11 protein-coding genes are annotated in these 13,007 nt (G+C 65.1%); 7 read left to right on the forward strand and 4 right to left on the reverse strand.

Features of this window, described 5'->3' with window-relative positions:
• Positions 1-216: 216 nt before the first annotated feature.
• Entirely contained in the window at positions 217-1,281 is a 1,065-nt protein-coding gene (locus tag BLU17_RS20355; RefSeq protein ID WP_092000661.1) for an alcohol dehydrogenase, read from the forward strand.
• Positions 1,282-1,355: 74 nt separating this feature from the next.
• Here BLU17_RS20355 and BLU17_RS20360 read toward each other — a convergent pair whose 3' ends face one another.
• Both BLU17_RS20360 and BLU17_RS20365 read right to left on the reverse strand, forming a co-directional pair.
• Complete coding sequence (locus BLU17_RS20360; RefSeq protein WP_092000664.1) at positions 1,356-2,732, reverse strand: LLM class flavin-dependent oxidoreductase; 1,377 nt, start codon at positions 2,730-2,732, stop codon at positions 1,356-1,358.
• 185 nt (positions 2,733-2,917) lie between these two features.
• Positions 2,918-3,136: a hypothetical protein gene (locus BLU17_RS20365; protein ID WP_092000392.1), complete on the reverse strand. Its 219-nt coding sequence runs from the start codon at positions 3,134-3,136 to the stop codon at positions 2,918-2,920.
• Positions 3,137-3,306: 170 nt separating this feature from the next.
• Between BLU17_RS20365 and BLU17_RS20370 the strand changes: the two genes are divergently transcribed.
• The gene (locus BLU17_RS20370; RefSeq protein WP_092000395.1) at positions 3,307-3,657 is read left to right on the forward strand and encodes a DUF1330 domain-containing protein; all 351 of its coding nucleotides are present in this window, start codon (positions 3,307-3,309) and stop codon (positions 3,655-3,657) included.
• A gap of 264 nt (positions 3,658-3,921) precedes the next feature.
• Here the strand turns inward: BLU17_RS20370 and BLU17_RS20375 are convergent, their stop codons facing one another.
• Positions 3,922-4,188, reverse strand: a complete 267-nt coding sequence (locus tag BLU17_RS20375; protein ID WP_092000398.1) for a hypothetical protein — start codon at positions 4,186-4,188, stop codon at positions 3,922-3,924.
• A 147-nt stretch (positions 4,189-4,335) separates the two neighbouring features.
• Here BLU17_RS20375 and BLU17_RS20380 point away from each other — a divergent pair, with 147 nt between their 5' ends.
• From BLU17_RS20380 to BLU17_RS20390, 3 genes are all read left to right on the forward strand, one after another.
• Positions 4,336-6,477: a phosphocholine-specific phospholipase C gene (locus tag BLU17_RS20380; RefSeq protein ID WP_092000401.1), complete on the forward strand. Its 2,142-nt coding sequence runs from the start codon at positions 4,336-4,338 to the stop codon at positions 6,475-6,477.
• Between the two features lie 459 nt (positions 6,478-6,936).
• Positions 6,937-9,075, forward strand: a complete 2,139-nt coding sequence (locus BLU17_RS20385) for a TonB-dependent siderophore receptor (protein ID WP_425434117.1) — start codon at positions 6,937-6,939, stop codon at positions 9,073-9,075.
• A 197-nt stretch (positions 9,076-9,272) separates the two neighbouring features.
• Positions 9,273-10,715, forward strand: a complete 1,443-nt coding sequence (locus BLU17_RS20390; protein WP_092000407.1) for an NAD-dependent succinate-semialdehyde dehydrogenase — start codon at positions 9,273-9,275, stop codon at positions 10,713-10,715.
• Between the two features lie 25 nt (positions 10,716-10,740).
• Here BLU17_RS20390 and BLU17_RS20395 read toward each other — a convergent pair whose 3' ends face one another.
• Complete coding sequence (locus BLU17_RS20395; RefSeq protein ID WP_092000410.1) at positions 10,741-11,139, reverse strand: GFA family protein; 399 nt, start codon at positions 11,137-11,139, stop codon at positions 10,741-10,743.
• A gap of 231 nt (positions 11,140-11,370) precedes the next feature.
• Here BLU17_RS20395 and BLU17_RS20400 point away from each other — a divergent pair, with 231 nt between their 5' ends.
• Both BLU17_RS20400 and BLU17_RS20405 read left to right on the forward strand, forming a co-directional pair.
• Positions 11,371-12,429: a catalase family peroxidase gene (locus tag BLU17_RS20400; protein WP_092000412.1), complete on the forward strand. Its 1,059-nt coding sequence runs from the start codon at positions 11,371-11,373 to the stop codon at positions 12,427-12,429.
• Entirely contained in the window at positions 12,426-12,971 is a 546-nt protein-coding gene (locus BLU17_RS20405) for a cytochrome b (RefSeq protein WP_092000415.1), read from the forward strand. The genes BLU17_RS20400 and BLU17_RS20405 overlap by 4 nt, the downstream gene beginning before the upstream one ends.
• The last annotated feature ends 36 nt before the right edge of the window (positions 12,972-13,007 follow it).

Below are 13,007 nucleotides of genomic sequence, written 5' to 3' on the forward strand. Positions count from 1 at the left end.
TCCATTCTTCGTCCGACACATCCGTCGGGTAGGGTTTGCGTTTTGCCATCCAGCCAGGATACCAGGTCTGGCCGGAAGTGCCTAACACGCTCTAGCACTTTTCACGCCGCCGTGAAAATCGAACGACCGGCCGAATTCGGGCCGCATCCGTTATGATGCGAAGAGATCGTGATCGCCGGGCCGTCGCTAATACCACTCAGGGAGACATCGATGCAAATGCGCTGTTACTGCGTTACTCATCACGGCAAGCCACTCGAACTCGTCGAGCGCGACGTGCCGGAGCCCAGGGGCACCGAGGTGCTGCTGCGCGTGAAGGCCGCTGGCCTGTGCCACTCCGATCTGCACATCTGGGAAGGCTATTACGATCTGGGCGGCGGCAAGAAGCTCTCGCTCGCCGACCGTGGCATCAAGCTGCCGCTCACCCCGAGCCATGAGATCTGCGGCGAGGTCGTGGCGCTCGGCCCCGACGCCGCCGCAGCGGCCGAAGCGCTCGCGCCCGGCACGTCCGCCGTCGTGCATCCGTGGATAGGCTGCGGCGAATGCGCAGCCTGCCTGCGCGGCGAAGAGAACATTTGCGCGAAGCCGCAGTCGCTTGGCGTGCTGCGCGACGGCGGCTTCGCCGACTACGTGATCGTGCCGCATCCGCGCTATCTCGTGGATCTCGCCGGGCTCGATCCCGTGAAGGCCGCGCCGCTCGCTTGCGCGGGCGTGACCACGTACTCGGCCGTGAAGAAGTTCGGCACGCGCATCCACGAGGGGCCTGTGGTCGTGATCGGCGCGGGCGGCCTCGGCATGATGGCGCTCGAAGTGCTCAAGTCGCTGGGCGCCAAGGGCGCGATCGTCGTGGACGTGGACGCCGCCAAGCGCGAGGCAGCGCTCGCGGCCGGCGCGCTCGCCGCCATCGACGCGCGAGCGGTCGACGCCGTGCGGCAGATCGTCGACGCAACGGGCGGCGGCGCGCGCGCCGTGCTCGACCTCGTGGGCGCCACACCCACCGCGAATCTCGCGCTCGACTCCTGCGCGCGCGGCGGCCATGTGGTGATCGTCGGCCTGATGGGCGGCGACCTCACGCTCTCTCTGCCCATCATCCCGATGCGGCCGCTGAAGATCGAAGGCAGCTACGTGGGCACACTACCCGAGTTGCGCGAACTCGTGACGCTGATGCGCGAGGGCAAGATGCAGCCCTCCCCGGTATCGAAGCGCCCGCTCGCGGAAATCAACGAGGCGTTCGAAGCGCTCGCGCAGGGGAAGGTGGTCGGACGGCAGGTGCTCGTGCCCTGAGCCCGCACGGCCATCGTGCGCGAAAGCATGCCGTCGCGCACGATGGCATATCGTTCGGACTTCCGATCAATGCATCAAACGACAGACCGATCGACGGCTTCTCGCGCATATCGCGACGCCGGCCGCTTCAGCCCGAGATGCTCGCGCAGCGTGCGCCCGTCGTATTCGCTGCGAAAGCGTCCGCGCCGCCGCAATTCGGGCAACACCAGCTCGATGAAGTCGGTCAGCGAATCGGGAAGCAGCGCGGGCATGACGTTGTAGCCATCCGCGCCGTAGTTGACGAAACGCTCTTCCAGCGCATCGGCAATCTGCTCCGGAGTCCCAACCAGTTGCCAGTGTCCGCGTGCGCCCGCAACACGCAGATACAGCTCACGTATCGTCAGATTCTCGCGCCGCGCCAGTGTCAGCGTGAGCGCCTGGCGGCTCTTGCTCGCATTGGTTTCCGGCAACTCGGGGATCGGTCCGTCGAGCGGATAGCCCGACAAATCGAAGCCGCCCGTCAACGTGGACACCATTGCGAGCCCCACCGCAGGATCGATCAATGTCTGCAGCGCCTCGAACTTCTCGCGCGCCTCGGCCTCGGTGCGTCCGACGACCGGCATCACGCCCGGCATGATCTTCAGGTCGCCCGGCTCGCGCCCGTATTGCGCCATGCGGCCTTTCACGTCGGCGTAGAAGGCCACGGCGTCCTCCAGCGTCTGCTGCGCCGTGAAGATCACCTCGGCCGTGCGCGCAGCCAGCGCTTTGCCCGCCTCTGAAGATCCCGCCTGCACGATCACGGGCCGGCCCTGCGGTGCGCGCGCCACGTTGAGCGGCCCGCGCACCTTGAAAAATTCGCCGCGATGCCCGAGCACATGGCGCTTTTGCGGATCGAAGAAGCGCCCGGCCGCCTTGTCATGCAAGAAAGCATCGTCGTCCCAGCTATCCCACAGCCCGGCCACGACATCGGCGAACTCGGCTGCGCGCTCGTAACGCGTCGCATGCGCGAGATGCTCGTCGAAGCCGAAGTTGCGCGCCTCATGCTCGCTCGACGACGTGACGAGATTCCAGCCCGCGCGCCCGCCGCTGATGTGATCGAGCGACGCGAACTTGCGCGCGAGGTGAAAAGGCTCGTTGAAGCTCGTGGACGCCGTGCCGACCAGCCCGATATGCTGCGTCACCGCCGCGAGCGCCGAGAGCAGCGTGATCGGCTCGAACTGCGCGACGTAGCTGTGGGCGGTACGGCTCAGGAAGTCGGCGTTGTCGCCGCGCGTGCCCGAACCGTCCGCGAGAAAGACGAGATCGAACTTCGCGGCCTCGGCGGCGCGCGCGAGTTCGACGTAGTGGCCGAAATCGCTGCCCGCGTTGGCGTTCGCGTGAGGATGCCGCCAAGCCGCGATATGGTGACCCGTAGGATAGAGAAAAGCGCCGAGGCGCAGATGACCGCGCCGTGCTCCAGCAGGTTGGCTCATGGTGAAAAGCATTGCGCGAGAGAGAAAAGATGCGGCTCATTCTCTTGCGCCGCGCGTTGCGCCGCCACGAAGAAATCGGCACATCGATATGCGCGCGGGTGCGAACGGCGCGGCGAGCTTGTTGCCAACGCCCAGCCCGCTTTGCGGCTCGATTTGCGCTCTGAAGCACGTGGCGCCGGCGCGCCTCAATCCCACATGTTGCGGAACGCCACGGCGACGATCACGGGCACGCACATGACGAGCGGAATGGCGAAGTACGGAATCTCCAGATCGACCACCCACTTGTAGACGATCCAGCCGATACCGAGTGCGAGCGTAAGCACGCCCACGAGCGCCGTGAGGGTGTTCAGCAGCCACTTGGGCGGCTGCTTTCGCGCGAGGTCCTTCTGGGGTGTCGGGTTCATGGCCGTAGTGAAAAGCGCAAACGTGTCGATCCGGGCTTCGGAGGCTTCATATTTTACTCCGCGCCCCCGCGCGCCGCGCAGCGGCCGCTTTACCTCGCGGGTAATCGATTCGCGGCCCCCCGCGTCGTATTCTCGTGATCGTCCCACTTCCCTTGTTCACGAGGACTGCCATGACCACCTATGCCATCGCCCATCTGCACGACGTCGAACCTTGCCCCGCTATCGTCGAGTATCTCGAGAAGATCGACGACACGCTCGCGCCTTACGGCGGCCGATTCATCATTCACGGCGGCCGCGTGGAACGGCTCGAAGGCAAGTTTTCCGGCGACCTCGTCGTGATCGAATTCGCGAGCCGCGAACTTGCGCGAGAGTGGTATCGCTCCAGCGCCTATCAGGCGATCTTGCCTTTGCGTACGCTGCACTCGCGCGGCGAAGTGTTTTTGATCGACAAGGTGGACATGCCGCATCGCGCGACCGACGTGTTGCATCGCGCTCACGACGACGGCGCGCCCGCCGCGTGATCGCAAATCGAAAGCATTTCGTCGGCTGGCCGTCGCCGGCAATTGCCTTTCGTGCGGCACGTTTGCAAAGCAGATTTCGCTGCCCGCAAACGTTTTCGCGCATTTCACAATTCTTTCTTCAACGGCGAAGAAACTGTGCGCGACCCATCCCCACAGAACGGATGCGCACATGAGAATACGCCGGCTCGGCCGCGTGTCGACGATCGTGTCGACTGTGGCAATGGTTGCACTTGCAACGATCATGCTAGACGCATGCGGTCCCGGCTACGGCTCGCCGCCGGCATCCGATATGTCGAATACATCGAACACATCGGGTACGTCGGCCGCGCCGGAAAGCCAGAGCGCCGCCACGCAACCGCCGTCCGCGCGTAGCGCAGCATCGACGGCATCGCCATCGCCGGATCCAAACGCCTCGGCAAATCCGGGCGCAACGCCCGCATACGGCGCGAACGCCGCTAATCCCGCAAGCGATCCCGCGCAAAACGCGCGGGCCAGCGTCGCCGCCGATAGCGACCAGGTCGCGCCGGTCATGAGCTACGCACCTGGAGACGGTGCGCAAACCGAGGCCAGCAACAGCCACGATTCCAGTACTTCAGCAGCGTCCAGCCATTGAAGCGTTGTGCTTGCGTGTCCGTCCTCCGTCGAGCCGTCCAACCTCAAGCAGAAAGGTGAGCAACAATGACGTCAACCAGCCGTCGCCGTTTCCTGCAGACCGTCGCGCAATCGGGCGCCGCCGCCGCGATGACCGTTCTCCCCGAGTCGATCCGCAATGCGCTGGCCATTCCGGCCTGGTCGCGCACGGGCACGATCCGCGATGTCGAGCACATCGTCGTGTTCATGCAGGAGAACCGCTCGTTCGACCATTACTTCGGCCATTTGCGCGGCGTGCGCGGCTATAACGACCGCCTGCCGATTCCGCTGCCGGGCGGTCTGCCCGTGTGGTACCAGCCCTCGCAGGAGGACGCCGCGAAGCCCGTGCCGCCGTTCCACCTCGACACGTTCAAGACGAGCGCGCAATGCGTGGGCGATCTCGACCATTCGTGGTACGCCACGCAGTACGCGATCAACAACGGTCTTTACAACCAGTGGCCGCAGTACAAGACCGACATGACGATGGGCTATTACCTGCGTGCGGACATTCCGTTTCACTATGCGCTGGCCGATGCGTTCACGGTGTGCGACAACTACTTCTGTTCGCTGCCCGGCCCGACGCACCCGAACCGCGCCTATCTCATGACCGGCATGGTCGATCCGACCGGCACGATGGGCGGCCCGCTGCTCGACAACAACGACTTTGTCGACGGCGACGTGCCGCCCGCGTATCAGGTGCTTTCGTGGATGACCTATCCCGAGCGCCTGCAGGCCGCGGGGATCTCCTGGCAGATCTACCAGCAGGGGACGAACGGCAACGATCCGCTGAACGGCAACTACGGCACGAACATCCTGCAGAACTTCGCGAACTTCATCAACGCGCAACCCGGCTCGGCGCTCTACCAGCGCGCACAGACCGTGCGCACGATCGCCGACCTGAAAAACGACGTACTCCAGAACAATCTTCCGCAGGTCTCGTGGCTGCTGCCGCCCGCGGCATTTTCCGAGCATCCGAAGTACACGCCGGCCTATGGCGCCGAATACACCTCGCAGATTCTCGACGCATTGACTTCGAACCCCGAAGTATGGAGCAAGACCGTGCTCCTCATCATGTATGACGAGAACGACGGCTTTTTCGATCACATCGTGCCGCCGCAGCCGCCCACGACCTCCGCGCAGGGCAAGTCGACGGTGAGCGTGGACGGCGAGATTCACAACGTCATCAACCCGGCGGGCCGCGGCGGCAAGTACACCGCCGACGGACTGCCCTACGGCCTCGGCCCGCGCGTGCCGATGACCGTCGTCTCGCCGTGGACCAAGGGCGGCTTCGTCTGCTCGCAGGTGTTCGATCACACTTCGGTGATCCGCTTCATCGAAGCGCGTTTCGGCGTGCACGAGCCGAACATCACGGCGTGGCGCCGCGCGGTGTGCGGCGACCTCACCACGTGCTTCGACTTCCGCACGCCGGACGCCTCCATGCCCAGGCTGCCCGATACCAGCAACTACATGGCGCTGGCCGACAACCAGTGCTCGGCCAACTCGGCGCCCACGGTGCCCGCCACTCCGCAGCCGATCGACGCGCAGGAACCCGGCGTGCGTTACGCGCGTGCGCTGCCCTACGAACTCCACGTCAACGCGAAACCCGATGCGAAGAACGACGCGCTGCGGATCACGTTCGCGAACACGGGGCGCCAGGGCGCGCACTTCTACATCTACGGCACGAACCGCAGCGACGGCCCTTGGCGCTATACCGTGGAAGCCGGCAAGTCCCTCGACGAGACGTGGGACCTGAGCGCGACCAGCGGCGTCTATGCATTCGAGGTGCAAGGCCCGAATGGCTTCGTGCGGCGGTTTGCGGGCACGGCCACGCAATCGCCGCAATCGGGTCTGCCGGGCAATTCCGGCCGCGCGCCGCTACCGTCCGTGACCGCACACTACGACGTGGCCAACGGCAACCTCTTCCTCAGGTTCTCGAATGCGGGCAGCGGCGTGGCGCATCTGAATGTGAACGACAACGCCTACGGCGCGCGCGAGCGCAACGTGGTCGTGCCAGCCAGCGGGCAAATCGAGGAAGCGTGGGTCCTCGCCTCGAGCCATCACTGGTACGACCTCTCGGTCACGAGCCGCGACGACGCCAGCTTCGCCTGGCGCTTCGCCGGCCACATCGAGAACGGCAAGCCGAGCATCAGCGATCCGGCGGCGGTTGCACCCGTCACGCAGTTGCGCTAAGCGAGAGACAAGACACGTCCTTACCTGGCTTGGCCTGTTCTGTTTCCCTTTTTGCGGCGCCTTCGGGCGCCGTTTTTTTTTCGCGGCCACAGGCACGCGATTCGTGCTCGTCCGCCATTCGCCCACCTGTCCGCCTCATCGGAACGCATAAAAGCGCAGTTCGCGCAAGCCAGAGCCCTTCCGCGTGCAGCGATTTCGCAACTTACCGACAGGTCGATCCTTACTGTTGTAGATGCGAATCATTTGCATTAACATTTGTAACGCTTTCAACGCGATTACGCGTCAAGACCCACTCTCCGCCCAGGCATCTCGCGCTCAATTCATCAGAAGAACATGCACAATCCTGCCGCCGCCCGTTGTTCCGGCCTCGACACCATCTATTTCCGCTCGCGCGAACCGCTTTCCGGTCATTTCCTCCGCCATCCGGCGCGCCGGGCACTGTCAAGCGCCGCGTTGCTGATGAGCGCGGGCCTCACGCTCGCCACGCTTTCAACGTCCGGCTGGGCGCAGGAAGGCGCACAAACCGACACCCAGACCGACGCGCAAACCGGCGACGCCCAAGCGCTGCCGATCGTGAAGGTCAGCGCCGCGCGCGATAGCGCGGCCGCCTCGCCCGAGCGCGTGAGCGCGGGCGCGCTCGGCAACCGCAGGCAGGTGGACACGCCGTTCTCGACCAACGTGGTGACGACGGAGGAAGGCAAGGATCGTCTCGCCGCCACGGCCAACGACCTCTTCAAATACGACCCCGCCGTGACCGATGTCGGCAACAACATGACCGGCGAGAACTCGGTGTTCAGTATTCGCGGCCTGCAGGTCGACATGCTCAACGGCGTGAAGGTGGACGGCCAGAACTTCCCTTCGTGGGACACCGAGCTGTCGCTCGAACCGTTCGAGCAGGTCGAATTGCTCAAGGGGCTCTCGGGCTTCATGTACGGGTTCAGCAACCCCGGCGGCATCGTCAACTACGTGCTCAAGCGCCCGACCGACGACCCGTACCGCAGCTTCTCGATCGGCTATCAGTCGGCTGGCGTGTTCAGCCAGAAGATCGACCTCGGCGGCCGCTTCGGCCGCGACAAGCAGTTTGGCTATCGCCTCAATCTCGTGAACGAAGACGGCAACACCGCGGAAGCGAACGGTCACGTGCGCCGCCAGGTCGCTTCGCTCGCGCTCGACTATCGCATCACGCCGGACCTCACATGGACGGCCGACGCGTTCTATCAGAGGCGCAAGACCAACGGCACGCTGTTCGGCCTCTATTTCGGCTCGGACGAGAACGGCAACCCGCTCGGCATTCCCGACGCAAGCAAGGTTACACGCCAGCTCACGCAGCCGCAGAACGGGTACGAAACCGCGATCGCGTCGTTCGGCACGGGCCTCGACTACCGCTTCTCGCAGAACTGGCACGCGAACGTGAAGTATCGCTTCGCCAAGGAAAACCGCTACAACTCGGACAGCCTGCTCTCCGTCTTCAACACAGGGGGCGACTACTACAACACCCTTTACGCGGCGTTGACGCGCTACTTCTATCAGAACGTCGACGCGAACGTCCAGGGCAAGTTCGACACGGGCCCGTTCAAGCACGACGTCGTGGCGGGTGCGAGCTACCAGTCGCAGCAAAGCGAATACGACGACAGCGAAGGCTGGAACGACGGCTATTCCCTCGGTATCGGCAACCTCTACGGGAGCACGCTGCTCACGAACGACGCCGTGCACATCGGCGAAAACCTGTACCGCCACGAGCGCACCACGCAAACCGCGCTCTACGCGAGCGACACCGTGCAGTTCACCTCGCGCCTGTCCGCGCTGCTCGGCCTGCGCTACACGCAGTTCCGCGACACCGTCTACAACCCCGACCAGTCGCAGATGTCGAGCTACCGCGCGAACCCGGTCACGCCGACCGCCGCGCTCATGTTCAGGCTCGACCCGAACTCGACGCTGTACGCAAGCTACGTCGAAGGCTTGCAGCAGGGCGGCTCGGCGAGCAACACGAACGTCAACTATCCGCAGACCTTCGGACCGCTCAGGAGCAAGCAGTATGAAGTGGGCTTCAAGGCCGACCATCGCGGCTGGGGTGCCAACCTCGCGCTGTTCCGCATCGACCAGGGTTACGAGTACACCAATACGGCGAACGTTTTCGTGCAGAGCGGCACGAAGCGTTACGACGGCGTGGATGCGAGCGGCTGGCTCCAGGTCGCCAGCGACTGGCGCCTGATGGGCGGCGTGATGTGGCTGAACGCAAAAGCCGTGGACGTGGATGACCCCAGCGTGGAAGGCAAGCGCGTCTATGCCACGCCGCGCTTCACGCTCACGGGCCACGTCGAGTACAACCCGTCGTACCTGCAAGCGCTCACCGTCGCGTTCGGAGGCAAATATGTCGGCGACATGGCCGTCGATGCCGCGAACACGCAGTTCGTTTCCGCCTATACGACGTGGGACCTGAGCGCGAAATACGAAACCCAGGTGGCCGGCAAGGACGTCACGCTGCGCGCGGGCGTGAACAATCTGTTCAACCGCCGCTACTGGACCGCCGCCTGGGGCTACTACGTGATGCCATCGGCCACGCGCACCTTCGTCGCCAACGCAACGCTCGAGTTTTGATGAGTCGATGCGTTGGCCCATCGTGTGGGCTCAAAAAGGCCAGCGCCCCGGTCGCCGCCGTTTTGCCCCTGCACGTCCTGCAGCATCGACGATCCGGTGGCACAATGGGCGCTCCGCATTTTCCGGCTGTGGCTGCGCGCATTACCGTGCGCGCCGCAAGAATCCGTCGTTGAACCGTTGAAAAGGATCGTCCCATCATGAGTTCCAGCGTGAAGCCCTATCCCGACACCCAGATCTATATCGACGGCGCATGGCGCGCCGGTGCGAAGACGATTCCCGTGATCGACCCCGCGACCGAAGCGGAAATCGGCCGCCTGAGCCTCGCGAGCGAGCAGGACCTTTCCAACGCGGCCACCGCGGCCGGGCGCGCGTTCCGCGAATGGCGCAAGGTTTCGCCGCTCGAGCGCAGCAAGCTCATGCGCCGCGCGGCGCAGTTGCTGCGCGAGCGCGCCGACGACATCGCCGCGATCATGACGCGCGAGCAGGGCAAGCCGTTTGGCGAAGCGAAACTCGAAACGCTCGCGGGCGGCGACACGATCGACTGGTTCGCCGAAGAAGGTCGTCGCACTTACGGCCGCGTGATTCCCTCGCGCTCGGACGCCGTTCGGCAGATCGTCACGCGCGAACCGGTGGGCCCGATCGCGGCGTTCACACCCTGGAACTTCCCGCTCAATCAGGCCGTGCGCAAGGTGTCGGCCGCGCTCGCCTCGGGCTGCACCGTCGTGCTCAAGGGACCGGAGGAAACGCCGGCCAGTTGCGCCGAACTCGTGAAGGTATTCATCGACGCAGGCCTGCCCGCAGGCGCGCTGAACCTCGTGTTCGGCGTGCCTTCTGAAGTTTCGTCGTACCTGATCGCGCATCCGGCCATCCGCAAGATCTCGTTCACGGGCTCGACGCCGGTGGGCAAGCTGCTCGCATCGAAGGCCGGCGAGCACATGAAGCGCGCAACGATGGAACTGGGCGGCCATGCTCCCGCCATCGTGTTCGCCGACGCCGACGTGCCGCGCGCCGCGAAACTGCTCGCGGGCGCGAAGTTCCGCAACGCAGGCCAGGTCTGCATTTCGCCCACGCGCTTCATGGTGGAAGACGCCGCATACGACGAGTTCGTCGAGCACTTCGTCGCGACCACGCGTGCGATCAAGGTCGGCAACGGCCTCGAAGAAGGCGTGCAGATGGGCCCGCTCGCGAACGACCGCCGTCTCGCGGCAATGGAGCGTCTCGTGGCCGACGCGCGCGACCAGGGCGCGAAGGTGCTGACGGGCGGCGAGCGCATGGGCCGCGAAGGCTACTTCTTCGCGCCGACCGTGCTCACCGACGTGCCGCTTTCGGCGCGCATCATGAACGAAGAGCCGTTCGGTCCGATCGCGCCGATCTCGCGCTTCGCGAGCTACGGCGACGCCATCGTCGAAGCGAACCGACTGCCATACGGCCTCGCCGCCTATGCTTACACGCGTTCGAGCGCAACCTCGGCGGCGCTCGCCGACGACGTCGAGACCGGCATGCTGTCGATCAACCATCACGGCCTCGCCTTGTCGGAAACGCCGTTCGGCGGCGTGAAGGATTCGGGCTACGGTTCGGAAGGCGGCAGCGAAGCGATGGAAGCCTATCTCGTCACGAAGTTCGTTTCGGAGCATCGCTGATCGCCTCTTGCCGAACGCGCGTGCTTCAGGGTTCGGGAAGTGCGCGCGGATATTGCGGCAGGCCGTCCGCCAGTTGCACCCAGGCCAGCTTCTGCGAAGTCCAGGTGTGATTGTCGGGCGGCGCATCGTCGGGACGATCGAGGGTGCCCGTGGCCACGTCGATCTCCCCCGCGAACGCCGCATGCCGATACGTGAGCGGCGTACCGCAGTCGGCACAAAAGGCCCGCTCGACACCGGGGCTCGACATGTGCGTTTTCGTTGCACCCGCAACGAGCTGGAACGCATTGCGCGGCACGCTGACCCAGCCGACGAACGGCGCGCCCGAAGCGCGCCGGCAATCCACGCAATGACATACGGTGCTGCCAATCGGCGCACCCGAAATCCGGTAGCGGATTCTTCCGCATAAACAGCCGCCAGTCAGCATCGCTCCCTCCATGGCGCAGTTACCGCGCGTCCATCGTATTTGACGCTTCCAGCGTTGTAAACACGAGCCCTCGAACCCGATCGCATTCGTGCATGGAATAGAACGCCGGTTGCCATTGTTGACGCCAGTAACGGCCCCCGGGCCATCCACTGGACCGATCATGCACACCCCGTCACATTTCCTGCTTTCGATTGCATTGCATCGCGCACGCCCGCGTGCGGGAGCGCGGTCATGAACCGCCCATCGATCTGCGTGCCGTGCCGGCTAGCGGCCATCGCGGCCGTGATGGGCTGCGCGACCGCGGCGTTCGCCTGGACCGCGGGATGGCTCACGCCCAAACGCCTGAGCGCGCCCCATATCATCGACACCTTCGAGTCGAACTATGGGGTGCACACGGGCTATCGGCGCAATCATGCGAAAGGCCTCTGCGTGGAAGGCACGTTCGAGAGCAACGGCAACGGCGCACGCGTCTCGCGCGCGGCCGTTTTCGCGCCGGGCACGACGCCCGTGATCGGACGCTTTGCCATTCCCGGCAGCAACCCCTCCGCGCCGGATGCGAGCACGCCGGTGCGCAGCATGGCGCTGCTCTTCCAGTTGCAGGACGGCGAGCAATGGCGTACCGGCATGAATTCCACGCCGGTCTTCATCGTTCGCACCCCGAATCAGTTTTTCAGCCAGCTCACGGCCTCGAAGCCGGACCCGGCGACGGGCAAGCCCGACCCCGCGAAGCTCGACGCCTTCTTTCAGGCGAACCCGGAAACGCAGCCGTTCCGCGACTGGGTGAAGGCGCATGCGCCTTCGTCGAGCTTCGCGAACACGGCGTTCTATGGCATCAACGCGTTCATCGCCACCGATGCCGCGGGAAACAAGCGTGCCATCCGCTGGCAGACGGTGCCCGAAACGGCCTATGCGCCCGAAACACCCGCGCAAAAAGCCGACCCTAACTTTCTCGCAGACGACTTCGACGCGCGCCTCGCCGCAGGCCCGTTGCGCTGGCGCCTCGTGCTCACGGTCGCCGCGCCGGGCGATCCGACGAACGACGCCACGCGGCAATGGCCCGCGGACCGCGAGCAGATCGACGCCGGCACGCTCGTATTGACACGCGCCGAGCCGCAAAGCGACGGCATGTGCCGCGACGTGAACTACGACCCGACCATCCTGCCCAACGGGCTGAAGCCTTCGGACGACCCCTTGCTCGCCGCGCGCTCGGCGGCCTATTCCGTTTCGTTCAATCGCCGTACGCGCGAAGAAGCCGGGTTCGCGCAATCCCATGGAGGCGCTCAACCATGAAGCATCCGGACCAACACTTCAGCGTGCTACAGCGCCTGCTTCACTGGTCGATGGCAGTCCTGATCGTTGCGATGCTGTTCGTCGGCGTGGGCATGGTCTCGACGGTCTCCAGGCTGCACGAGAGCCTGCTCGCGCTCCACCGGCCGCTTGGCATCGCGCTGCTTGCGCTCGTGATCGTGCGCCTCGCCGTGCGGTTCAAGCGCGGCGCGCCGCCCTTGCCCGCCGATCTGCCCGTATGGCAGCGCGTAAGCGCACATGCCTCGCACGTTGCGCTCTATGCGTTGATGATCGCGATGCCGTTGATCGGCTGGTCGATGCTTTCCGCAGGCGGCTATCCCATCGTGCTGTTCGACGGCGTGCATTTGCCGCCTGTCGCGCCCCATGACGTCACGCTTTACGCGTGGCTGCGCGCGGCCCATACATGGCTCGCCATGGTGCTCTACGCGACCGTGCTGCTGCATCTGGGCGCCGCGCTCTTTCATGCGCTCATACGCCGCGACGGCGTGCTCGCCAGCATGGCGCGAGGCCGGGCACGCGGTTGATGACTCGCGCTTCCTGCGCGCAGGAAGCGCGACGAT

The organism is Paraburkholderia lycopersici (genome assembly GCF_900096975.1).
GTDB classification, from domain to species: Bacteria; Pseudomonadota; Gammaproteobacteria; order Burkholderiales; family Burkholderiaceae; genus Paraburkholderia; species Paraburkholderia lycopersici.